This is a genomic window from Methylobacterium gossipiicola (assembly GCF_900113485.1).
In the GTDB taxonomy this organism is placed as follows: Bacteria; Pseudomonadota; Alphaproteobacteria; order Rhizobiales; family Beijerinckiaceae; genus Methylobacterium; species Methylobacterium gossipiicola.
In genome coordinates, this window is record NZ_FOPM01000002.1 from 248,533 (window position 1) to 270,180 (window position 21,648).

Genomic DNA, 21,648 nt, shown 5'->3' on the forward strand with positions numbered 1-21,648 from the left:
CGGATGGGTCTCCCGTGGTTCGGCATCAGACTTCCACGCCCTGGCGCGACGGCACCTTGCGGGTCTCGACGGCGGCGGCCTGGGTGCGGGCGTTCTGCACGGCGATGTTCTGGCGCTTGACGCCGGGACGGTCGCGCAGGGTCAGCACGATGGCGCCGATCATCGCGGTGAGCAGGATGAGGCCGGCGAGCTGGAAGTAGAAGACATAGTCCGTATAGAGCACCCGGCCGAGCGCCTGGGTGTTGGTCAGGCCCTCGGTGCTGGCGAGCGGGCCGAGCGGCGCCTGGAGCAGGTCGGGGTCGATGTTCCAGGTGCCGACGACGAGCACCAGTTCGATGAGGAACACCGCGCCGATGAGGGCGCCGATGGGCAGGTAGCGCTGGAAGCCCTGGCGCAGCTGCGCGAAATCCACGTCGAGCATCATCACGACGAAGAGGAACAAGACTGCGACGGCGCCGACATAGACGACGACGAGGATCATCGCGAGGAACTCGGCCCCCATCATGACGAAGAGGCCGGCGGCGTTCACGAAGGCGAGGATGAGGTACAGCACCGAGGCCACGGGATTGCGCGAGGCGATCACCATGAAACCCGAAGCGACGGTCACGCCGGCGAACAGGTAGAAGAAGGCTGCGGCTGCGCTCATGCGATTGTGGAGATCAGCCGTCCGGAGGACAGCCCCTTCTGCCGTTGATTCGTCTATGGCCCTTGCGAGCCGCCTTGATGGCCGGGAAGGCCGTCAGCCGGGCAGGTGATGCCGCCCGTCTATAGATCCCGCCCCTGCGGTGCACAACCGCGGAGCCGTCGCGCCTTACCGATAAGGGGCGTCGACGGCGAGGTTGCGCGCGATCTCGCGCTCCCACCGGTCGCCGTTTAGGAGAAGCTTCTCCTTGTCGTAGAGAAGCTCCTCGCGGGTCTCCACGGAGAACTCGAAATTCGGTCCCTCGACGATGGCATCCACCGGACAGGCCTCCTGACACATGCCGCAATAGATGCATTTGACCATGTCGAGGTCGTAGCGCGTGGTGCGGCGGGTGCCGTCGTTCCGACGTGGACCGGCCTCGATGGTGATGGCCTGCGCCGGGCAGATCGCCTCGCACAGCTTGCAGGCGATGCAGCGTTCCTCGCCGTTGGGATAGCGGCGCAGGGCGTGCTCGCCCCGGAAGCGCGGCCCGCGATGACCCATCTCGAACGGGTAGTTGATGGTGGCCTTCGGTTTGAAGAAGTAGCGCATGGCGAGGGCGAACCCCGTCACGAACTCCTTGAGCAGAAGACCCTTGGCGACCTGATCGAGCTTCATGCCACGATCTCCCTGTGGGTGATGTCAGGCACCCGGCGCGAGGCCGGTGAGCTTGAGAACGAAGGCGACGACGACGACCGAGACGAGGGAGAGCGGAAGGAACACCTTCCAGCCGAGCCGCATGAGCTGATCGTAGCGGTAGCGCGGCACCATGGCCTTCACCATGGCGATCATGAAGAACAGGAAGCTGGCCTTCAGGGCGAACCAGATCAGGCCCGGCACCCAGGTGAAGGGCGCGAACGGGATCGGTGAGAGCCAGCCGCCGAGGAACAGCACCGTGCCGAGGGCACACATGGTCATGATCGCCACGTACTCGCCGAGCATGAACAGCAGGTACGGCGTCGAGGAGTATTCGACCATGTAGCCGGCCACGAGCTCCGATTCGGCCTCCGGCAGATCGAAAGGCGGGCGGTTGGTCTCGGCCAGCGCCGAGACGAAGAACACCACGAACATCGGAAACAACCACAGCCAGTACCAGCCGAGGATGCCGAGGGACGTGTCCTGCGCCATGACGATGCGCGACAGGTTGAGGGAGCCGGCGCAGAGCAGCACACAGATGATCACGAAGCCGAGGCTGACCTCGTAGGAAATCATCTGGGCGGCCGAGCGCAGGGCGCCGAGGAAGGCGTATTTTGAGTTCGAGGCCCAGCCGCCCATGAGCACGCCGTAGACCCCCAGGGACGAGATGGCGAAGATGTAGGTGATGCCGACGTTGAGGTCGGCGAGCGCCCAGCCCTCGGCGAGGGGAATCACAGCCCAGGCGGCGAGCGCCAGGGTGGCGAAGACGAGGGGCGCCAGGAGAAACAGCCCCTTGTTGGCGCCGGCCGGAATCACCGGCTCCTTCAGGACGAACTTCAGAAGATCGGCGAAGGATTGGAACAGGCCCCACGGCCCGACGACGTTGGGACCGCGCCGCAGCTGCACCGCCGCCCAGATCTTGCGATCGGCGAGCAGGGCGTAGGCGATGAAGACGAGCAGCAGGGCCAGGAGCACGAAGCTCTTGAGGGCCATGAGCAGGACGGCGCCGAGGGCTTCCCAGAAGGTCATCGCAGGAAACCCTTATTCGGCGGCTTCGAGGCCACGCACGCGTGCGAGGCTCGAACATTCGGCCAGCACCCGCGAGGCGCGGGCGATGGCGTTGGTGAGGTAGAAGTCAGGTACGGCCGGCGCGAAGGCCGCGCGGTCGGGCGCCCCCCCGAGCCCCGCCAAGGTCTCGACCGTCGCCACGGTGTTGCTCGGCGCCACGGCGTCGAGGCCCGCGAAGTGCGGATGGGCGGTATAGAGGGCCCGGCGCAGGGCGACCAGCGAATCGTAGGGAAGGCGCTGGCCGAGCACGTCGGACAGGGCGCGCAGGATCGCCCAATCCTCGCGGGCATCGCCCGGCGGGAAGCCGGCGCGGTTGGTCATCTGCACCCGGCCTTCGAGGTTAACGAAGGTGGCGCTCTTCTCGGTGTAGGCCGCTCCCGGCAAGACAACGTCGGCCCGGGTCGCGCCCCGGTCGCCATGGGTGCCCTGATAGATCACGAAGGCGCCCGGACCGACCTCGACCTCATCGGCTCCGAGGTTGAAGAGGACGTCGAGGGCGCCGGCCTGCGTCATGGCGGCGACATCGAGCCCCCCCTCCCCCGGCACGAAGCCGAGATCGAGGGCGCCGACGCGGGCGGCGGCCGTCTGAAGGACGCCGAAGCCGTTCCAGTCTGCGGTCACCGCGCCGATGTCCTTGGCGAGCGCCGCAGCGGCCGACAGGATGGCGGCGCCGTCCGGACGGGTGAGCGCGCCCGTGCCCACGATGACGAGGGGACGGCTCGCGGCCCTCAAGACCTCGGCGAAGCTGTGCCGACCGGCAGCGATCTCGCCCAGAGTCTCCGGGCCGGCGCCGAGATAGGTGTGGGGATAGGTGAGGTCGACCGCCTCGCCGATGAGGCCGACGGCGAGCGGCGCCATGCGCCAGCGCTTGCGGATGCGCACGTTGACGAGCGATGCTTCGAGGCGCGGATTCGTTCCGACCAGCAGGATCGCGTCGGCCTCCTCGATCCCCGCGATGGTGGTCCCGAAGGTGTAGGCCGCCCGGCCCCAGGCCGGATCGATGGCCTCGCCGGCCTGCCGGCCGTCGAGATTCGTCACCCCGAGAGCGGTCATCAGGGATTTGAGGGCGAACATCTCTTCTACGCCGGCGAGATCGCCCGCGATGGCGCCGATGCGCTTGGGGTCGGTGCCCTTCATCCTCGCCGCGATGGCGGCGAAAGCCTCGCCCCAAGAGGCCGGGCGCAGGCGGCCGTTCTCGCGCAGATACGGCCGGTCGAGGCGCTGCATCCGTAGGCCATCCACGGCGTGGCGGGTCTTGTCGGAGATCCACTCCTCGTTGATCGCCTCGTTGATGCGGGGTTCGATCTGGATGACTTCGCGGCCCTTGGCGTCGACCCGGATGGCGCAGCCCACCGCATCCATCACGTCGATGGACTCGGTCTTCGACAGCTCCCAGGGACGGACCTCGTAGCTCTGCGGCTTGTGGACGAGGGCGCCCACGGGGCAGAGATCCGCGACGTTGCCCTGAAGCTCGGAGCCCATGGCGGATTCGAGGTAGCTCGTGATCTCCATGTCCTCGCCGCGCCCAATGGCGCCGAGATCCGGCACGCCGGCGACTTCCGCGAGGAAGCGGACGCAGCGGGTGCAATGGATACAGCGGTTCATGGCCGTACGGACGAGGGGGCCGATATACTTCTCCTCGACGGCGCGCTTGTTCTCGCCGTAGCGGGTCGAATCGACGCCGTACGCCATGGCCTGATCCTGCAGGTCGCAGTGGCCGCCCTGGTCACAGATCGGGCAATCGAGGGGGTGGTTGATCAGGAGGAACTCCATCACCCCCTCGCGGGCTTTCTTGGTGGTCCCTGAGCGCGTCAGCACCTCCGGCGGCTCGCCGTTGGGGCCGGGCCGACAATCCTTCACCGCGTAGGCGCAGGAGGCGACGGGCTTCGGGGCCCCCTTCAACTCGACGAGGCACATGCGGCAATTGCCCGCGATGGACAGCCGCTCGTGGAAGCAGAAGCGCGGAATCTCCGCGCCCGCGACCTCGCACGCCTGGAGCAGCGTGTAATCGGCGGGAACATCGACCTCGGTGCCGTCGACGACGATCTTGGTCATGCGTGGGTCTCGGGTTCGAATTCGGGTGGGTGCGGGCGGGGGATCACTCCGCCGCCGGGGCGGATCACTCCGCCGCCATCGGCACCGGGTCGGAATGCGGGTTGGCGCTATAGCGGTCGATCCGCTTCTCGATCTCGGGACGGAAGTGCCGGATCAGGCCCTGGATCGGCCAGGCAGCGGCGTCGCCGAGCGCGCAGATGGTGTGGCCCTCGATCTGCTTCGTCACATCGAGGAGCATGTCGATCTCGCGGCGCTGGGCCCGGCCCTCGGCCATGCGCAGCATCACTCGCCACATCCAGCCGGTGCCTTCGCGGCATGGCGTGCACTGGCCGCAGCTCTCGTGTTTGTAGAAGTAGGCGATGCGGGCAATGGCGGCGACGATATCGGTGGAGCGGTCGAGGACGATGACCGCCGCCGTCCCGAGGCCGGAGCCGAGGTTGCGCAGGGTGTCGAAATCCATCTTGGCGTCGATGATCTGCTCGGCCGGCACTAGGGGCACCGACGAGCCGCCGGGGATCGAGCAGAGCAGGTTGTCCCAGCCGCCCCGCATGCCGCCGCAATGCCGGTCGATGAGCTCGCGGAAGGTGATACCCAGCTCTTCCTCGACGTTGCAGGGCTTGTTGACGTGGCCGGAGACGCAGAACAGCTTCGTGCCGGTGTTGTTCTTGCCACCCAATCCCGCGAACCACGCGCCACCCCGGCGCAGGATTGTGCCGGCAACGGCAATCGACTCGACGTTGTTCACCGTCGTCGGGCAGCCGTAGAGGCCCATATTGGCCGGGAAGGGCGGCTTCATGCGCGGCATGCCCTTCTTGCCCTCGAGGCTTTCGAGCAGGGCCGTCTCCTCGCCACAGATATACGCGCCGGCGCCGTGGTGGACGTAGATGTCGAACGGATAACCGTGAATGTTGTCCTTGCCGACGAGGCGGGCCGCGTAAGCTTCGTCGACGGCCCGCTGCAGGGCGTGCTTCTCGGCGACGTACTCGCCGCGGATGTAGATGTAGCAGGCATGCGCCGCCATGGCGAAGGAGGCGAGCATGCAGCCTTCGATGAGGAGATGCGGATCGTGCCGCATGATCTCGCGGTCCTTGCAGGTGCCCGGCTCCGATTCGTCGGCATTCACCACGAGATAATGCGGGCGCCCATCCGACTTCTTCGGCATGAACGACCATTTCAGGCCCGTGGGGAAGCCAGCACCGCCGCGCCCGCGCAGACCCGACTGCTTCATCTCCTCGATGATCCAGTCCCGGCCCATCTCGAGGAGAAACTTGGTGCCGTCCCAGGCGCCGCGCTTCTGCGCTTCCGCCAGATCCGGCGAATGCAGGCCGTACAGGTTGGTGAAGATACGATCCTGATCGGAGAGCATGCTAGTTCCCCTTCTGCGGGGCGGAGGTGGCGGCCGCATCGTCGTTCGCGCCCGAAGCGACGGGCTGCGGCGGCGGTTCGTTGCGCGGCAGATCGGATTGCGTGCCGGCCTCCGCACCGGCCGCCTCGGCCTTGGCAATGGCCTCGGGTGCCGCCGGCTTGTTCCGCTGGGCCGTCGATTCCGTCGTGTCAGCCGCATCGGCCTTCGCGCCGGCCGGCACCGGAGTCTCCCCGGCGGCGTTGCGCTGGGCGGGTGCATCGGTGGTGGCTGTGCCGACGGCGCGGCCAGCATCGGGGCGGGCGGGCTTCGGATCGACGGCGGCCCGCTGCTCGGACGAGGCGGCCTCCGCCTTGCCGCCGGCCTCGTCCTGCTTCGAATCGGCCGTCTCGAAGCGCTTGCGCCAGGCACCGACGCGGGAACCATCGAACAGGCTCGCATCCGTCAGCGTATCGGGGCCGCCCTTCGGCTCGGAAGAGGTGCGTCCGATCTGCGAGCCGACCTTGACGGGGCGTCCGGCAGCGAGGTCGTCCATGAGCTTACCCAGAAGCTCAGGCGTCAGGTCCTCGTAGTAATCCTGGTTGATCTGGGCCATGGGCGCGTTGCAGCAGGCGCCCAGACACTCGACTTCGAGCCAGGAGAAGTTGCCGTCCGCACTCACATGGCCCGGCGCGCCGAGACGGGCGTGCAGATAGTCCTTCAGCTCGCGGGCGCCGCAGGAATCGCACGGCACCGTGCCGCAGAGCTGAATCCAGAACCGGCCCACCGGCTCCAGGGCGAACATCGTGTAGAAGGTCGCGACTTCGAGGACGCGGATATGCGGCATGCCGAGTTCGTCGGCCACCGCCTCGATGGCCTTCTGCGGCAGCCAGCCGCCGTTCTGCTCCTGCGCCTTCCACAGCAGCGGGATCACGGCCGAGGCCTGACGGCCTTCCGGATACTTGTCGATCTGTCCCTTGGCCCACTCGGCGTTCTCGGATGAGAACGCGAAGCTTTGGGGCTGCTCGGCGGCGGGGGCGAGTCTGCGATTGGCCATCAGTCCGAAACCTTGCGTCCCTTCACCGGTCCACTTCGCCGAACACGATGTCCAGCGTGCCGAGCACGCACGACACGTCGGCCAGCATGTGGCCCCGGCACATCCAGTCCATGGCCTGGAGGTGGGCGAAGCCCGGAGCGCGGATCTTGCAGCGGTAGGGCTTATTGGTGCCGTCGGCGACGAGATAGACGCCGAACTCGCCCTTCGGCGCCTCGACGGCGGCGTAGACTTCACCCGCCGGCACGTGGAAACCCTCGGTATAGAGCTTGAAGTGGTGGATGAGCGCTTCCATCGAGCGCTTCATCTCGCGGCGCGGCGGCGGCGCGAACTTGCCGTCGGTGGCGGCGATGGGACCCTGGCCGGCGGGCTCGCGCAGCTTCACGCAGCATTGCCGCATGATCTTCGCGGATTCCCGCATCTCCTCCATGCGGATGACCTGGCGATCGTAGGTGTCGCCGTTCTTCCCCACGGGGATGTCGAACTCCATTTCCTCGTAGCACTCGTAGGGCTGCGACTTGCGCAGATCCCACGGGATGCCGGAGCCGCGCACCATCACGCCCGAGAAACCCCAGGCCATGGCCTCGTCGACGGTGACGATGCCGATGTCGACGTTGCGCTGCTTGAAGATGCGGTTGCCCATGACGAGGTTGTCGAGGTCGTCGACCACCTGCAGGAACGGGTCGATGAACGCCTCGATGTCGTCGATGAGGGCGGGCGGCAGGTCCTGATGCACGCCGCCGGGCCGGAAGTAGTTGGCGTGGAGCCGCGCCCCCGAGGCGCGCTCGTAGAAGATCATGAGCTTCTCGCGCTCCTCGAAGCCCCACAGGGGCGGCGTGAGGGCGCCGACGTCCATCGCCTGCGTGGTGACGTTGAGGAGGTGCGAGAGGATACGGCCGATCTCGCAGAACAGCACTCGGATGAGCTGGGCGCGGCGCGGCACTTCCAGCCCGAGCAACTTCTCGATGCCGAGGCAGAAGGCGTGCTCCTGATTCATCGGCGACACGTAGTCGAGCCGGTCGAAATAGGGCGTCGCCTGCAGGTAGGTCTTGTGCTCGATGAGCTTCTCGGTGCCGCGATGCAGCAGACCGATATGCGGATCGACCCGCTCGACGATCTCGCCGTCGAGTTCGAGCACGAGGCGCAGCACGCCGTGCGCCGCCGGGTGCTGCGGCCCGAAATTGATCGCGAAGTTGCGGATGTTGTGCTCGGTCATGGCCTCGCTCCGCCGCTCAATGGGACCGCTTCTCATCGCCCGGGAGCACGTAGTCCGTGCCCTCCCACGGCGACAGGAAGTCGAAGTTTCGGAATTCCTGGGTCAGCTTCACGGGCTCGTAGACGACGCGGGCCTCGTCCTGATCGTACCGGACCTCGACGAAGCCGGTGAGGGGGAAGTCCTTGCGCAGGGGGTGCCCCTCGAATCCGTAATCCGTCAGGAGGCGGCGGAGATCGGGATGGCCCGAGAACAGGATGCCGTAGAGGTCGTAGGTCTCGCGCTCGAACCAGTTCGCCGCCGGGAACACGTCGATGACGGACGGCACCGAGGTCTGGTCGTCGGTCTGCACCTTCACGCGGATGCGGACGTTATGGCGCAGGGACAGCAGGTGGTAGACGACGTCGAACCGCTTGGCGCGGCTCGGATAATCCGCGCCGCAGATGTCGATGAAGCAGCGGAAGGCGCAGTCCGGATCGTCGCGCAGGTAGGTCAGGGCGTAGACGATGTCGCTCGCCTGCACCACGAGGGTCAGTTCACCGAACGCGATGGTGCGGCTCACGACCGCCGGGCCGAGGGCGGCGCCGATGTGATCGCTCAGGGCGGCAAGCGCGTCCGGCCCGGTGGCGGAGGCGGTGTGCGCCCGAATGGTGATGCCGTTGCTCATCAGCCCCTCAGCGCTCGATGGTGCCGGTGCGGCGGATCTTCTTCTGCAGCAGCAGCACGCCGTACAGAAGCGCCTCGGCGGTTGGCGGGCAGCCCGGCACATAGATGTCGACGGGCACGACCCGGTCGCAGCCACGAACGACCGAGTAGGAATAATGGTAATAGCCGCCGCCATTGGCGCATGAGCCCATGGAGATGACGTAGCGCGGCTCCGGCATCTGATCGTAGACCTTGCGGAGGGCGGGAGCCATCTTGTTGGTGAGCGTGCCGGCGACGATCATCACGTCGGACTGGCGCGGCGAACCGCGTGGGGCGAAGCCGAAGCGCTCGCAATCGTAGCGCGGCATCGACATCTGCATCATCTCGACGGCGCAGCAGGCGAGGCCGAACGTCATCCACATCAGCGAGCCCGTGCGCGCCCAGTTGATGAGATCGTCCGTCGAGGTGAGGAGAAAGCCGCGATCGGCAAGCTCGCTGTTAATCGACAGGAACGTCGGATCGTCCGCTCCGATGGGCCGACCGGTGTTGGGATCGATGATCCCCTTGGGGGCCGGCGCGATGGCTGGGGCTCGGGAGAGGTCGGGGCTGAAGGCCATCGGTTTCTCGGGATCAGGCTTCGGACAATGGGGCGACGCGACGATTCGGGGGCGCTAGTCCCACTCGAGGGCGCCCTTGCGCCATTCGTAGACGAAGCCGACGGTCAGAACGCCGAGGAAGGCCATCATCGACCACATGCCGAACCAGCCGAGTTCCCCGAAGGTGATCGCCCAGGGAAACAGGAACGCGACCTCGAGGTCGAAGATGATGAACAGGATCGCCACGAGATAGAAGCGAACGTCGAACTTCATGCGCGCGTCATCGAAAGCGTTGAAGCCGCACTCGTAGGCCGAGAGCTTCTCCGGATCGGGGCTGTTGTAAGCCACGAGGAAGGGCGCCACCAGCAAAGCCGCCGCGATGAACAGCGACACGCCGATGAAAACGATGAGGGGCAGATAATCCGCCATCAGGCCGGTCATGCGGGACCTCTCATGTGCACCGGCGACCGCAATGTCCCGGGGGCGCCCCGCCGGATGGAATTGCTCCAATCCCAGACTGCGCCGGCGGGAGGCTTAGACGACCCCCGGAGGTGAAACAAGGGCGGCGCGCATTGCACAAATTCGCACATGTCAGGGAGGTAGGCTCGCGGGCAGAACCGGCAACACGACCGATCCGCGCAGGCATCTCACCCCGGGATAACGGGGACATCCGTGACGCGACGCAAAAATTCCGTCGCACCGCGAAAGCCGAGGAACCATAAACCTTGGCCGTGGGTTTCATTCATGTCCCACTCAGGCCGGATCGCGTTAGGTCGACGCACATTCGACCTCAAGGAGACGCTTCGTGCGCATTGCCCAGATTGCTCCGCTTTCGGAGGCGGTCCCCCCGAAGTTCTACGGCGGCACCGAGCGCGTCGTATCCTGGATCACGGAAGAGCTCGTCCGCCAGGGCCACGACGTCACCCTGTTCGCCAGCGGTGATTCGGAGACCTCGGCCAAGCTTGCGGCCTGCACGCCGGAGGGCCTGCGCCTCCTCGGCTACCGCGATCACACGGCGAGCCACCTCGCCATGCTGCACCACGTGCACAAGCGCGCGCATGAGTTCGACGTGCTGCACTTCCACATCGATCTGCTGCAATATCCGATGTTCGAGGACCTGAACCACAAGTGCGTCACCACGATGCACGGACGCCTCGACGTGCCGGACTTCATGCCGGTCTACCGCACCTTCACGGGCATGCCCCTGGTGTCGATCTCCGACAACCAGCGCGAGCCGATGCCCAAGAACGTGAATTGGGCATCCACCATCCATCACGGCCTGCCGGCCCAGAACTGTCCGTTCTACCCAGAAGCGAAGGGCGGCTATCTCGCGTTCCTCGGCCGCATCTCGCCGGAGAAGCGCCCCGACCGCGCCATCGAGATGGCAATCCGGTCGGGCGTGAAGCTCAAGATCGCCGCCAAGGTCGACAAGGCCGACCAGGATTACTGGGACGAGGTCATCGAGCCGATGATCCACCATCCGCTGGTCGAGTTCATCGGCGAGATCAACGAGGAGCAGAAGAAGGACTTCCTCGGCAACGCCCTGGCGCTCGCCTTCCCCATCGACTGGCCGGAGCCCTTCGGTCTCGTGATGATCGAATCCATGTCGGCCGGCACGCCGGTCATTGCCTTCCGCAACGGCTCCGTGCCGGAAGTGATCGCCGACGGCGTCTCGGGCGTCCTGTGCGATTCGATGGATGATGCCGTGGCGGCCGTCCACAAGGTGCAGGCCATGAGCCGGGCCGGCGTCCGTCGCCATTTCGAAACCCAGTTCACCGCCGAGCGGATGGTTCAGAAATACGTCGCCGTCTACGAGAGCCTCCTCGCGGCCCAGAGCGACGTGATCAAAATGCCCCAGGCGATGAGCTTCTCGCCCCGGTACGGCGATCTCAACGGCTCGGCCCTGGCGCCGATCCCCGTGGCGGCGATGCCGGCCTGACCTCTCCCGGGCCGGGCGTTCGGTTCGGCCCCGTGGGGTGACGTCGTACGATTGCCGCACTACCTGTCAACGATGAGGCCGCCCGCGTCGCAGATCGCGACGGGCGGCCTTTCGATTCCAGATCCAACCGCGACCCCCCACCCATCCGGAGACGCTCGGGCATGGCAGCTGACACTTCCACGGCGGATGCAGAACACGCAAACGGCCCGCTGAATGGGCCGTCGAGCCATGGCTTTCAGGATGCCGACGCGGTCCTGCCGCAGTATCACATCGAGGCGCAGACCTCCCTGGTCGAGCGCCCCCTGCGCTCGCTGAAGTACGGCGAGGCTTTCGCCGTCCTCGACAGCTACGGCGATATCGGCGTCCTGCCCGGCCCCGAGGGCCTGTTCTTTCAGGACACCCGCTATCTCTCGCGCCTGCACCTCACCATCGAGGACCAGCGTCCGCTGCTCCTGTCGTCGGTGATGCAGGACGACAACGGTGCGCTGAGCGTCGACATGACGACGCCCGACATCCGCATCGACGCCCACGACGCGACCACGATCCCGCGCGAGCTCATCGCCATCGAGCGCACCAAGTTCCTGTTCAAGGGCGCGTGCTACGACCGGATCGGCCTGCGCAACTACGATTCCCGCCACTGGACACTGCGAATCGGTGTGACCTTCGACGCGGATTTCCGCGACCTGTTCGAGGTTCGCGGCACGGCCCGTACCGCGCGCGGCAAGCGCACCGTCGAGGTGGCGAGCGAGACGGAGGTGCAGTTCCGGTACGTCGGCCTCGACGAGGTGGTGCGGACCACGAGCCTGCATTTCGGTCCCAAGCCGAAGAACATCGAGCCCGGCAAGGCGAGCTTCGAGGTCTCGCTGCCGCCGGGCGGGCGCGCCTCCCTGTTCATCCGGACGGTGTTCGAATCACACCGGGCCTATACCAGCGCGCCGGCCGCCGAGAAGGTCGGCGAGGACGCCGCCGCCGGGCTGTCGCGGGCCTCGGGCTCTTCCGCCGCCGTTCGCCACCCCAAGGGTCTCGCCGAGGGCGTGATCTTCGCCCGCGCCTACCGTGATTCGCGCCGGGACCTGCGCCAGCTCACCGCCGGTATCACCACGATCATCTCGTCGAATGACCAGTTCAACGAAGCCGCCTGCCGCGCCACCGCCGACCTCTACATGCTGGCGAGCCGCACACCGGAGGGCATCTACCCCTTCGCCGGCATCCCCTGGTACTCCACGGTGTTCGGGCGCGACGGCATCATCACGGCGATGATGGCCTTATGGATCGACCCGAATTTCGGCAAGGGCGTCCTGCGCTACCTCGCCTCGACCCAGGCCAAGGCCATCGATCCCGCCGCCGACGCCCAGCCCGGCAAAGTGCTGCACGAGACCCGGCGCGGCGAGATGGCGATGCTCGGCGAGGTGCCGTTCCGGCACTATTACGGCACCATCGACGGCACGCCGCTCTTCGTGATGCTGGCGTGGGAATACTACTCCGTCACGGGCGACCGGGAGACCATCGAGCGGATCTGGCCGGCCCTCGAACTCGCCCTCGAATGGATGAACAAGTATGGCGACCGGGACGGCGACGGCTTTGTCGAGTACGCCCGCGACACCGACAAGGGCCTGGAGAACCAGGGCTGGAAGGACAGCCACGATTCGATCTTCCACACCGACGGCAACCTGGCGAAGGGTCCCATCGCCCTCTGCGAGGTCCAGGGCTACGTCTATGCCGCCAAGAACGGCATGGCCAAGCTCGCCAAGCTCCTCGGCCATGCGGAGTTGGCCGAGCGCCTGAAGCACGAAGCCCGCGCCCTGCGCGAGAACTTCGACAAGGCGTTCTGGTGCGACGCCATCGGCACCTATGCCCTGGCGCTGGACGGCGAGAAGCGTCAATGCGCCGTGCGCTCGTCGAATGCGGGCCACGCCCTGTTCACCGGCATCGCCCTGCCGGAGCGGGCCGCCAGCGTCGCCGCCAACCTCCTGTCGAAGGACGGGTTCAACGGCTGGGGCGTGCGCACCATCGCGCGCGGCGAGGCGCGCTACAATCCGATGTCGTACCACAACGGCTCGATCTGGCCGCACGACAACGCCCTCGTGGCCCTGGGCCTCGCCCGCTACGATCTCAAGCCGGAAGCGTCGCGGATCTTCGAGGGCATGTTCGACACCGCCCTGTATCAGGAGCAGAAGCGCCTGCCGGAACTGTTCTGCGGCTTCATGCGGCGGCATCAGCGCGGCCCCGTCGCCTACCCGGTGGCGTGTTCACCCCAGGCCTGGGCGGCGGCGGCGCCCTTCGCGTTCCTCGCCGCCTGCATGGGCCTCGAGCTCCAGCACGACCGCAACCGCATCCGCCTGCGGAACCCAACGCTGCCGGCCTTCCTCGACGGGGTCTCGATCTTCAACTTGAAGCTCGGCGATTCGCGCGTGGACCTTCGGCTTCAGCGCTACGGCGGCGACGTCACCGTCAACGTCCTGCGACGGACTGGGGATGCGCAGGTCTCGGTGGTTAAATAGGCCCCTCCCCCGCCGGTGGTCTGCGATCAACGGCGGGGCCGTTGATGAAACACGACACACGAAAAACGCCGCCTTCCGAAGGAAAGCGGCGTGGATCGTGCGACGACGATGCGAACGCGCCTTAGCGCGGCGCCAGGATCATAATCATCTGGCGGCCTTCGAGCATCGGTTCGCTTTCCACCTTGGCGATCTCCTGGGTCTCGTTCTTCACCCGTTCGAGAAGGCGCAGGCCGATATCCTGGTGCGCCATCTCGCGGCCACGGAAGCGCAGGGTCACCTTGACCTTGTCGCCCTCCTCGAAGAACCGGACCACGGCCTTCATCTTGGTGTCGTAATCGTGCTTGTCGATGCCGGGGCGGAGCTTGATCTCCTTGACCTCGACCGTCTTCTGCTTCTTGCGGGCTTCGTTCTGCTTCTTTTGTTCGTTGAAGCGGAAGCGGCCGTAATCCAGCAGCTTGCAGACGGGAGGAACGGAGTTGGGCGCGATCTCGACGAGGTCGAGGCCGGCTTCCTCGGCCAGAGCGAGGGCGTCGAAGAAGGCGACCACACCCCGGTTCTGACCGGTGTCGTCGATGAGCTGCACTTCGCGAACGCCACGGATGTCCCGGTTGGCGCGCGGCCCGTCCTTCTGCGGGGCCGGCATGGCTCTCATAGGTCTACGAATGGCTTCAATCTCCTGATGAAACGACGAAACGGCAGCCTATGAACACCAACCCCGCAAGGCTGTTCCTGGCCACCAATCGCTCCGGAATCCGGATCGACACCTTGGCTGAACTTTTCTTCAAGTCAACTCTGACGAACCGGTTTGGTTCATGCGGTCCGAAGTCCCGCCCGCCCGGCGAGGAGGTCGGCGTAGACCCCGAGGGTGTCGCCGACCATGCCTTCGAGGGAGAAGTGCGCCTCCACATGCGCCCGGCCACGCCGAGTCATGGCCTCGCGGGCCGAGGCCCCGAGGGACAGGGCCTCGGTTAGGGCGTCGGCCAGGGCCGGGGCGTTGCCCGGTGGAACCCGCCAGCCCGTGCGCTGGGTCGCCGGAACCTCGGGCGGGGCCAGCACGGTCTCGGGCACGGCCCCGAGATCGGACACGACCACGGGCGTGCCCAGGGCCTGCGCCTCGACGGCGGAGCGGCCGAACGCTTCGGGTTCGACGGAGGGCACCGCCACCACGGAGGCGGCGCGAAACGCCGCCGGCATGTCGGTGCAATGCCCGACCCGATGCACGATGCCCTGGAGTCGCCGCACGGCGATGAGGGCATCAAGTTCGCGCTCGTAGGCGACGCGGCCCTGCGGATCGCCGGCGAGGACGATGGCGACGTCGCTCACGCCCCGGTCGCGCATGAGCGCGGCGGCCTCGATGAGCACGCGCTGCCCCTTCCAGGCCGTGAGCCGGGCGGCCAGGAGCACGACGCGCTGGTGCGGCGCGACGCCCCAGGCCCGCCGCAGGGCCTCGACCCGGGCCGGTGCCACGGCGCCGGGCTTGAACAGGGCGAGGTCCGTGCCCCGGTGGATCACCCGAACCCGGTCGCCGGCCTGCTCGGGGTGGAGGGTCCGGATGAGGTCGGCGGTATAATGCGAGTTGGCGATGACCACGTCGCCGCGCGCCATCACGGAATTGTACAGCACCTTCACGCCGGTGCGGCCGGAATAGCTGCCGTGATAGGTGGTCACGAACGGAATTTCGAGGCGGCGCGCCGCCCCGAGGGCGACCCAGGCCGGGGCCCGGGAGCGGGCATGGATGATCTCAACGCCTTCGCGCCGACATAGGCGGGCGAGACGGCCGATATTGAGGGCCATGGAGAGCGGGTTCTTCGAGGCCGCCGGGAAGGGCAGCCAGATCCCGCCCTTCGCCTGCAACTCCCCCACCAACCGTCCGCCCTCCGTGGCGATGAGGGCGCGCGCGCCCGCCGCCGCGAGGGCCGCCGCCACGTCCACGGTGGTGCGCTCGGCCCCGCCCGCGTCGAGGGCCGGGATGATCTGCAGGATGGTCCGGCCCGAGAGGGGAGCGGATTCCACCGGAAACGCGCCGCCGCGCGGCTCGCCAGTCACGACGCGAACCCGCAATCCGGCCCCGTGACGGGGCGCGAAGGGTGAGAGCGGGGGCAGGAGCGTCCATCGCGCATGTCGGTCATGGGGCCAGCATGGGCGCGGTGCTTTACGGCCCGGTAAACGAAAGGCAAAGGCAAAGGATTGGTTTTCGATGGTTCAGAACAACGGGGATAAACCGATGCCGCAACCCGCCGCCGAGGCCCCGGTCTTCCTGGATGTCGGGAGCGGTCCGGACGCGCGCCGCATCGCCGTGCTCGTCCGCCCCGGCGATGGTCCGCCGCTGGTCTGGTGCGGAGGCTTCCGCTCCGACATGCGCGCCACCAAGGCGGAGGCCCTGGACGGCTGGGCCCGCGAGACCGGCCGCGCCCTGGTTCGGTTCGATTATACGGGCCACGGCGAATCGAGCGGCGATTTCGCGGGGGCCACGATCTCGACCTGGTTGGAGGATGCCCGGGCGGTGATCGCGGCCTTCGCGCCGCAGCGCCCCCTCCTCGTCGGCTCGTCCATGGGCGGCTGGATCGCCTGCCTGGCGGCGCGAAACGGGGTCGCGCCCTCGGGTCTCGTGCTCATCGCCCCCGCCCTCGATTTCACCGAGGACCTGATGTGGGCGCGATTCACGCCGGAGATCCGCGCGACCATCGAGCGCGACGGCTTCTGGGCTCGGCCGAGCGAGTACAGCGACGTGCCGGTGCCGATCACCGGTGCCTTGATCGCGGATGGGCGTCGGCACCGGATGCTGGGGGACGCCATCGATCCAGGCTGCGCGGTTCACATCCTGCAGGGCATGGCCGATCCGGACGTGCCGTGGTCCCACGCCCTGCGCCTCGTCGAGCGCCTGCCCCCGGCCGGTACCGTCCTGACTCTCATCGCCGATGGCGACCACCGCCTGTCGCGACCGCAGGACCTTGCGCGGCTGCTGGCGGCGGTGGCCGGGATCAGTGGAGGCTGACGGTCTGGAGGTCGTTGGCCATGGCGTTGGCGACCACGGCGTCGCGGGAATCGGCGAGCAGGATCGGGGCGCCGCTGGCGGACAGCAGGGCGAAGAGGTCGAGGCCGGGCGTCAGTTCCGGCGCCTGCGGGAACAGGCGTGTAACCTCGTCGGACCGCATGGCGCGGACATAGGCGATATGGCCTTCGCCCAGGGCCGCGAGGTCGGCGGCATCGAACTCGGCCGGATCGAGGTCTGCGCCGGTGATGGGATTCTGGCTGAATGCAGTCATGGTCGGCTCTCCTTCTGGCAGAGCGTGATGATGTTCGGCCGGGTCCGTCCCGACCGGCTCGAAAACCGGCGTCCCCTCACACGTCGTCGCGGGACGCGATGGCGATCTTGCGCACCACCCGCTCGGGCTCGGGGCGGGTGAGATCGATGGACAGCAGACCGTTCGAGAGATCGGCGCCCATCACCTCCATGCCGTCGGCGAGGAGGAAGGTCCGCTGAAACTGCCGGGCCGCGATGCCGCGGTGGAGAAACTGGCGCGCCTTCTCGTCCACCTGCCGGCCGCGCACCACGAGTTGGTTCTCCTCCAGCATCACGTCGAGCTGGTCACGGGTGAAGCCCGCCACCGCCAGGGTGATGCGCAGACGGTCGGGCTCCTGCTCGCTGCGGACGACCCGCTCGATATTGTAGGGCGGATATCCATCGTTGGCCGCCTTGGAAACGCGATCCAGGGCCTGCTCGATCTCGTCGAAGCCGAGGAGGAAAGGATGTCCGAACGGAGAAGGCCGCGCTGTCACGGATGATTGTCCTTCTGGCGAAGCCCCGGAGAGGATAGAGAGGCACTTCGTGGAGAGACACTCGGCCCGGCGGGACGCCGCGCCGTGTTCGGAAAGCCCGCCGGAGGCAGCGCCGTCCTCCGGCGACGCCCGCCGGTGAACGGGATATGGAATTGGAACCGAGGCCCATCAAGGGCTTGCCCGCCGGTCGATCCGGAGCCGCCCGACGCAAATCCGGATTTTTCCGCAGAGGCGCATATCCGGGCCGGGTCCGACACGCCACGGAAACGGCGGGACGCTTCGGAACACAACGGCGGGATCTTTCGGCAAGACGCCTCGGCAAATCCGTGCCAGCCCCGGTAACAGTTTGGAACTACTCTGATATTCAGTCCTGTGCTTGATCTGCCGCCGCGAACTCGGATATTGCGTCGCACGACATGGATAGTCGCCGCATGGGCTTCGGTCCATGTCGAGCCGGGTCGTGTTCCCCTCGAACCGAGACGCGGGCCAGGGGTCGTGACGAGCGGTCGCGACTCGCACGGCCGGACGTCACGGTCGCTCGCGAGGGGGCCGGAAGCGGAATCGGCACCGCTCATCGTTCGAGGAAACGGAACTGTCATGGTGGGAGTGCGCGGCGTGGTCAGGGAACAGCTCCGGAAAGCGGGATGGACCGCCGGTCTCGGCATTGTCGTCCTGGGGAGCGTCACGGGCGCCGCGATGGCGCAGGAGACGAAGCCCGCGCCCCTCAAGCTCGAACTCAATCGCCTCGAGCAGGCCGGCGAAGCCTGCCGCACCTATCTCCTCGTCGACAACAGCCGCGGCCCGGCCCTGAAGTCCCTCAAGGTCGATCTGTTCGCCTTCGACACGGACAGCGTTGCCCAGAAACGCCTCGCCGTCGAACTCGGCCCCGTGCAGGAGCGCAAGACCGTGGTCCGGCTGTTCGATTTCCCCGGCCTCGCCTGCGCCAAGATCGGCCGGGTCCTCCTCAACGATGTGCTGACCTGCGAAGGCGGCGAGGCCAGCCGCGAGACCTGCCTCGAGCGCATCGAGACCGATAGCAAGACCTCCGCGCCCTTCGTCCGCTGATCCGCCCCGAACCGAACCGAAAGACATTCCCATGGATCCGACCACTGCGCCCGCAGGCGTCTCCCACGACATGTCGTTCCTCGGCCTGTTCCTCCAGGCCGACCCCATCGTGAAGTCGGTGATGATCCTGCTGGTGGTGGCGTCCATCGCATGCTGGACGGTGGTGTTCGAGAAGATCGTGCGGATCGCCGTCGCCAAGCGTCAAGCCAAGGCGTTCGACGCCCTGGTCCGCTCGGGCGGCAGCCTCGAAGCCTCGGGTAAGGGCATGGATGCCCAGGTGGCGGCCGCCGCCATCGAGGCGTGGCGTGACCAGGACAGCAGCGAAACCCGGGCCGAACGACGCGACCGCATCGAGCGGGCCATGCGCGCCGCCCTCACGACACGCCTCAAGGCGATGCAGACGGGGCTGCCGCTTCTGGCCACCTCCGGCTCCACCGCGCCGTTCATCGGACTGTTCGGCACGGTGTGGGGCATCATGAATTCGTTCTCGTCCATCGCGAAAAGCCAGGACACCTCCCTCGCCGTGGTGGCGCCCGGCATCGCCGAGGCCTTGTTCGCCACCGCCATCGGCCTCGTCGTGGCGATCCCGGCCGTCATGGCCTATAACAAACTCACCACCGATATCGGTCGCGTGCAGGCGAGCTTCGTCTCCTCCATCGGCATCCTCGGCAACCGCCTTGCCCGCGACCGCACGGTGCATGGCCGCGCCGCCGCCGCTGAATAGCCGCCGACCGACCGTCCCGCGTCGGGGACGGGGACCGGACGCACGGAACACGGCCGGCCTCGTCCATGGGCGCCGGCTCCGAACCGATTTTCATTTTTCGCGAGGAGGGGGCGCCGCTCGACCGGCTGCCCGCCCGTAGCCCTGGAGGGCGATGCATGGCCATGGGTTCGATCCGCTCCGGCGGCGGCGGTGACGACGAGGATGCCCTCGACGGCGCGCCGATGTCCGAGATGAACGTCACGCCCCTCGTGGACGTGATGCTGGTGCTGCTCATCATCTTCATGGTCGCGGCGCCCCTCATGACCACGGGCGTACCGGTGCAACTGCCCAAAACCACGGCGCAGAAGGTCGCCCAGGCTAAGAAGCCCCTGGAAATCTCCATCGACAAGGACGGCAAGCCCTACCTCGCCAAGGAGGAGCTGACGCCCGAGACCCTCATGCCGCGCCTACGCGCCCTCGCGGCCGAGGATCCGGGACAGGTGATGCTCGTGCGCGGCGACCGTGACGTGCCCTATGGCAAGATCATGGAAGTGATGGGCCTCGTCGGTCAGGCCGGGTTCACCAAGGTCTCGCTCATCGCCCAGTCGCCCGGCGGCGCCCTGCCGTCGGCGCCGGCGCCCGCCGCAGCCCCCGCGACCGGAACGGCCCCCTGATCCCATGAGCGCAACTCCCAGCGCAGGTCGCATGAGCGCCCCGGCTCCGACGGGCGATCCCGATGGTCGCGGCTCTTCCACGCTCGTCACGGCCTTCCTCGTCGCCCTCGGCCTGCATGGCTCCGCCCTTGTCGCCCTCACGCTGTTCCAGCCGGAGCCCAAGGCGCCTCCGGGCGAGAATATCGTGACCATCGACCTCGCGCCGCAGATGGCGGAGGTCGAGACCCAGGCGCCGGCCGAGCAGGCGGCCTCCGTCTCGGCGCCGCCCGAGGCCAATCCGGTGGAAACACCCGAGACCGTGGAGCAGGAAAAGCCCCTGGAGACCACGGAGGTCGCCCCGCCCGAGGCGACGGCGCCTCCGCCGCCGGACACCGCGATGGTGGCGCCCGAGGCCACCACCGTCGCCGAGCCGCCGGACGCACCGCCCGTGCCCCCCGTCGCCGAGGCGGTCGAGCCGCCGCCGGAGGATCAGGTCATCACCTCCACGGGCGAGACCGCCCCCGCCCTGGCGCCGCCCCCGGCCGTCGTGGCGCGGGAGTTGCCGAAGCCCGTGGAGAAGCCGAAGCCCGACGAAGCCAAGATCCTCGAGGCGCGGCGCGAGGCGAAGCGCAAGGCCGACCGCGAGGCACGGCTCAAGGCCGAGCGCGAAGAGGAACGCCGCGAGGCACGGGAGGAGGCCCGGGCCGAGGCGAAGGCCAAGGCCGCCCGCGAGGCCGCGCGCCGCGCTGCAGCGGCGGCCAGCGAAGGCCGCGCCCGGCAGAACTCGGCCTCCGCCTCGCGCCAGAGCAGCACCGGTGCGGCGGCCGGTGGAAACGACGCGAACGCGCTCCGCGCCTGGCAAGGCGCCCTGAGTTCGGCGATCCGTGGCCGCATGAACGCCAACGCGGCGGCGGGAACCAGCGGCGGCGTCGCCGTGGTGCGGTTCACGGTCTCGCGCTCCGGTCAGGTCCTGAGTTCGGGCCTGTCCAGCAGCAGCGGCATCGGCGCCATCGACAGCGCGGCCCTGGCCACGGTGCGCGGTTCCCTGCCGGCCGCCCCGGCGGGCGTGACCATTCCGAGCCTTGCCGTCACCGTACCCCTGCGCTTCAGCCCCGGCCGGTGAGCGCCGGGGCGCCATGACCATTCGGTTCGCATGGCGGTTCGGTTGACATGACCGTCTGGTTCACGAGCGACACCCACTTCTCCGATCCGCGCATCCTGCGGATCGACAAGCGTCCCTATCCCGATCTGCCCACGCACGATGCCGCGCTCATCGCGGCGTGGAACGCCGTCGTCTCCCCCGTCGACACGGTGTGGCACCTCGGCGACGTCGCCCTGCGGCCGAGCCCGGACTGCATCGCCGAACTGCTCGGGGCGCTCAACGGCACCAAGCACCTCATCGTCGGCAACAACGATGGGCCGGAGACCCTCGCCGCCTCGGGCTGGGCCAGCGTCGGGCACTATGCCGAGATCGTCGTGGACGAGCGCCCCCTGGTGCTGTGCCACTACGCCTTCCGAACCTGGAACGGCATGGGCCGGGGTGCCGTCGACCTGCACGGCCACTCCCATGGCAAGCTCACACCGATCCGGAGGCAATACGACGTGGGCGTCGATGCGCAGGGGTTCCGGCCGGTGAATCTCCCCGCAATCCTGGCCTCCCGCCGTGGCCGAAAAGCGGGCGGGCGAGGCACGGAACCTTCGCCTTAGGTCATGGGT

22 protein-coding genes are annotated in these 21,648 nt (G+C 67.7%); 8 read left to right on the top strand and 14 right to left on the bottom strand.

The genetic code is table 11. The annotated features are described in order from the left end of the window. Window positions 1-25 precede the first annotated feature (25 nt). From BM249_RS02735 to BM249_RS02780, 10 genes are all read right to left on the bottom strand, one after another. Window positions 26-646, bottom strand: coding sequence for an NADH-quinone oxidoreductase subunit J (locus BM249_RS02735; protein WP_091968702.1), 621 nt, complete (start codon window positions 644-646; stop codon window positions 26-28). A gap of 165 nt (window positions 647-811) precedes the next feature. After that, window positions 812-1,300 carry an NADH-quinone oxidoreductase subunit NuoI gene (nuoI, locus tag BM249_RS02740; protein WP_091968704.1) on the bottom strand — a complete coding sequence of 163 codons (489 nt, stop codon included), beginning with the start codon at window positions 1,298-1,300 and terminating at the stop codon, window positions 812-814. Window positions 1,301-1,324: 24 nt separating this feature from the next. Next, a complete protein-coding gene (gene nuoH, locus BM249_RS02745; RefSeq protein WP_091968706.1) occupies window positions 1,325-2,347 on the bottom strand; it encodes an NADH-quinone oxidoreductase subunit NuoH in 1,023 nt (340 codons plus the stop codon). 12 nt (window positions 2,348-2,359) lie between these two features. Then, window positions 2,360-4,441, bottom strand: a complete 2,082-nt coding sequence (nuoG, locus tag BM249_RS02750; RefSeq protein WP_091968708.1) for an NADH-quinone oxidoreductase subunit NuoG — start codon at window positions 4,439-4,441, stop codon at window positions 2,360-2,362. A 64-nt stretch (window positions 4,442-4,505) separates the two neighbouring features. After that, on the bottom strand, window positions 4,506-5,807 hold the full coding sequence (gene nuoF / locus BM249_RS02755) for an NADH-quinone oxidoreductase subunit NuoF (protein WP_091968710.1): 1,302 nt from the start codon (window positions 5,805-5,807) through the stop codon (window positions 4,506-4,508). Between the two features lies 1 nt (window position 5,808). Beyond that, on the bottom strand, window positions 5,809-6,840 hold the full coding sequence (gene nuoE / locus BM249_RS02760; protein WP_091968712.1) for an NADH-quinone oxidoreductase subunit NuoE: 1,032 nt from the start codon (window positions 6,838-6,840) through the stop codon (window positions 5,809-5,811). A 22-nt stretch (window positions 6,841-6,862) separates the two neighbouring features. Further along, the gene (locus BM249_RS02765; protein ID WP_091968714.1) at window positions 6,863-8,053 is read right to left on the bottom strand and encodes an NADH-quinone oxidoreductase subunit D; all 1,191 of its coding nucleotides are present in this window, start codon (window positions 8,051-8,053) and stop codon (window positions 6,863-6,865) included. 16 nt (window positions 8,054-8,069) lie between these two features. Beyond that, on the bottom strand, window positions 8,070-8,717 hold the full coding sequence (locus BM249_RS02770; protein WP_091968716.1) for an NADH-quinone oxidoreductase subunit C: 648 nt from the start codon (window positions 8,715-8,717) through the stop codon (window positions 8,070-8,072). 7 nt (window positions 8,718-8,724) lie between these two features. Further along, window positions 8,725-9,312 carry a NuoB/complex I 20 kDa subunit family protein gene (locus tag BM249_RS02775; RefSeq protein ID WP_091968718.1) on the bottom strand — a complete coding sequence of 196 codons (588 nt, stop codon included), beginning with the start codon at window positions 9,310-9,312 and terminating at the stop codon, window positions 8,725-8,727. Window positions 9,313-9,366: 54 nt separating this feature from the next. Beyond that, window positions 9,367-9,732, bottom strand: coding sequence for an NADH-quinone oxidoreductase subunit A (locus BM249_RS02780; RefSeq protein WP_056089121.1), 366 nt, complete (start codon window positions 9,730-9,732; stop codon window positions 9,367-9,369). Window positions 9,733-10,096: 364 nt separating this feature from the next. Between BM249_RS02780 and BM249_RS02785 the strand changes: the two genes are divergently transcribed. Further along, window positions 10,097-11,230: a glycosyltransferase family 4 protein gene (locus BM249_RS02785; protein WP_091968720.1), complete on the top strand. Its 1,134-nt coding sequence runs from the start codon at window positions 10,097-10,099 to the stop codon at window positions 11,228-11,230. Between the two features lie 161 nt (window positions 11,231-11,391). Beyond that, window positions 11,392-13,731 carry an amylo-alpha-1,6-glucosidase gene (locus tag BM249_RS02790; protein WP_091968722.1) on the top strand — a complete coding sequence of 780 codons (2,340 nt, stop codon included), beginning with the start codon at window positions 11,392-11,394 and terminating at the stop codon, window positions 13,729-13,731. A gap of 121 nt (window positions 13,732-13,852) precedes the next feature. On the opposite strand, the gene infC is transcribed toward BM249_RS02790, so the two are convergent. Further along, the gene (infC, locus tag BM249_RS02795) at window positions 13,853-14,374 is read right to left on the bottom strand and encodes a translation initiation factor IF-3 (protein ID WP_238223988.1); all 522 of its coding nucleotides are present in this window, start codon (window positions 14,372-14,374) and stop codon (window positions 13,853-13,855) included. 167 nt (window positions 14,375-14,541) lie between these two features. Further along, window positions 14,542-15,777, bottom strand: a complete 1,236-nt coding sequence (locus BM249_RS02800) for a glycosyltransferase family 4 protein (protein WP_091968724.1) — start codon at window positions 15,775-15,777, stop codon at window positions 14,542-14,544. 178 nt (window positions 15,778-15,955) lie between these two features. Here BM249_RS02800 and BM249_RS02805 point away from each other — a divergent pair, with 178 nt between their 5' ends. Continuing rightward, window positions 15,956-16,726: an alpha/beta hydrolase gene (locus BM249_RS02805; protein WP_091968879.1), complete on the top strand. Its 771-nt coding sequence runs from the start codon at window positions 15,956-15,958 to the stop codon at window positions 16,724-16,726. Here the strand turns inward: BM249_RS02805 and BM249_RS02810 are convergent. Next, a complete protein-coding gene (locus BM249_RS02810) occupies window positions 16,713-16,997 on the bottom strand; it encodes a BQ00720 family protein (RefSeq protein ID WP_091968726.1) in 285 nt (94 codons plus the stop codon). The two genes, BM249_RS02805 and BM249_RS02810, sit on opposite strands and share 14 nt — an antisense overlap. A 76-nt stretch (window positions 16,998-17,073) precedes the next feature. Further along, a complete protein-coding gene (locus BM249_RS02815; RefSeq protein WP_091968729.1) occupies window positions 17,074-17,511 on the bottom strand; it encodes an Hsp20 family protein in 438 nt (145 codons plus the stop codon). 696 nt (window positions 17,512-18,207) lie between these two features. On the opposite strand from BM249_RS02815, the gene BM249_RS02820 reads away from it, so the two are divergent. From BM249_RS02820 to BM249_RS02840, 5 genes are all read left to right on the top strand, one after another. Beyond that, a complete protein-coding gene (locus BM249_RS02820) occupies window positions 18,208-18,576 on the top strand; it encodes a Tat pathway signal protein (protein ID WP_425284782.1) in 369 nt (122 codons plus the stop codon). A 31-nt stretch (window positions 18,577-18,607) separates the two neighbouring features. Next, window positions 18,608-19,300, top strand: coding sequence for a MotA/TolQ/ExbB proton channel family protein (locus BM249_RS02825; protein WP_091968731.1), 693 nt, complete (start codon window positions 18,608-18,610; stop codon window positions 19,298-19,300). A 155-nt stretch (window positions 19,301-19,455) separates the two neighbouring features. Next, window positions 19,456-19,953: a protein TolR gene (gene tolR, locus BM249_RS02830; RefSeq protein ID WP_091968733.1), complete on the top strand. Its 498-nt coding sequence runs from the start codon at window positions 19,456-19,458 to the stop codon at window positions 19,951-19,953. Between the two features lie 31 nt (window positions 19,954-19,984). Continuing rightward, window positions 19,985-21,055 carry an energy transducer TonB family protein gene (locus tag BM249_RS02835; RefSeq protein WP_091968735.1) on the top strand — a complete coding sequence of 357 codons (1,071 nt, stop codon included), beginning with the start codon at window positions 19,985-19,987 and terminating at the stop codon, window positions 21,053-21,055. 47 nt (window positions 21,056-21,102) lie between these two features. Then, window positions 21,103-21,639 (top strand): metallophosphoesterase family protein, encoded by a 537-nt coding sequence (locus BM249_RS02840; protein ID WP_091968737.1) that lies wholly within the window; start codon window positions 21,103-21,105, stop codon window positions 21,637-21,639. Window positions 21,640-21,648: the final 9 nt, after the last annotated feature.

What these genes read in the sequence shown, in the direction of transcription:
- BM249_RS02735 (WP_091968702.1), bottom strand. Translation starts at nt 646, where the DNA reads ATGAGCGCAGCCGCAGCCTTCTTCTACCTGTTCGCCGGCGTGACCGTC.
- tolR (WP_091968733.1), top strand. Translation starts at nt 19,456, where the DNA reads ATGGCCATGGGTTCGATCCGCTCCGGCGGCGGCGGTGACGACGAGGAT.
- BM249_RS02840 (WP_091968737.1), top strand. Translation starts at nt 21,103, where the DNA reads ATGACCGTCTGGTTCACGAGCGACACCCACTTCTCCGATCCGCGCATC.
- BM249_RS02775 (WP_091968718.1), bottom strand. Translation starts at nt 9,312, where the DNA reads ATGGCCTTCAGCCCCGACCTCTCCCGAGCCCCAGCCATCGCGCCGGCC.
- BM249_RS02825 (WP_091968731.1), top strand. Translation starts at nt 18,608, where the DNA reads ATGGATCCGACCACTGCGCCCGCAGGCGTCTCCCACGACATGTCGTTC.
- BM249_RS02835 (WP_091968735.1), top strand. Translation starts at nt 19,985, where the DNA reads ATGAGCGCCCCGGCTCCGACGGGCGATCCCGATGGTCGCGGCTCTTCC.
- nuoF (WP_091968710.1), bottom strand. Translation starts at nt 5,807, where the DNA reads ATGCTCTCCGATCAGGATCGTATCTTCACCAACCTGTACGGCCTGCAT.
- BM249_RS02770 (WP_091968716.1), bottom strand. Translation starts at nt 8,717, where the DNA reads ATGAGCAACGGCATCACCATTCGGGCGCACACCGCCTCCGCCACCGGG.
- nuoG (WP_091968708.1), bottom strand. Translation starts at nt 4,441, where the DNA reads ATGACCAAGATCGTCGTCGACGGCACCGAGGTCGATGTTCCCGCCGAT.
- BM249_RS02820 (WP_425284782.1), top strand. Translation starts at nt 18,208, where the DNA reads ATGGCGCAGGAGACGAAGCCCGCGCCCCTCAAGCTCGAACTCAATCGC.
- nuoE (WP_091968712.1), bottom strand. Translation starts at nt 6,840, where the DNA reads ATGGCCAATCGCAGACTCGCCCCCGCCGCCGAGCAGCCCCAAAGCTTC.
- BM249_RS02765 (WP_091968714.1), bottom strand. Translation starts at nt 8,053, where the DNA reads ATGACCGAGCACAACATCCGCAACTTCGCGATCAATTTCGGGCCGCAG.
- BM249_RS02810 (WP_091968726.1), bottom strand. Translation starts at nt 16,997, where the DNA reads ATGACTGCATTCAGCCAGAATCCCATCACCGGCGCAGACCTCGATCCG.
- BM249_RS02805 (WP_091968879.1), top strand. Translation starts at nt 15,956, where the DNA reads ATGCCGCAACCCGCCGCCGAGGCCCCGGTCTTCCTGGATGTCGGGAGC.
- BM249_RS02780 (WP_056089121.1), bottom strand. Translation starts at nt 9,732, where the DNA reads ATGACCGGCCTGATGGCGGATTATCTGCCCCTCATCGTTTTCATCGGC.
- infC (WP_238223988.1), bottom strand. Translation starts at nt 14,374, where the DNA reads ATGCCGGCCCCGCAGAAGGACGGGCCGCGCGCCAACCGGGACATCCGT.
- BM249_RS02790 (WP_091968722.1), top strand. Translation starts at nt 11,392, where the DNA reads ATGGCAGCTGACACTTCCACGGCGGATGCAGAACACGCAAACGGCCCG.
- nuoI (WP_091968704.1), bottom strand. Translation starts at nt 1,300, where the DNA reads ATGAAGCTCGATCAGGTCGCCAAGGGTCTTCTGCTCAAGGAGTTCGTG.
- nuoH (WP_091968706.1), bottom strand. Translation starts at nt 2,347, where the DNA reads ATGACCTTCTGGGAAGCCCTCGGCGCCGTCCTGCTCATGGCCCTCAAG.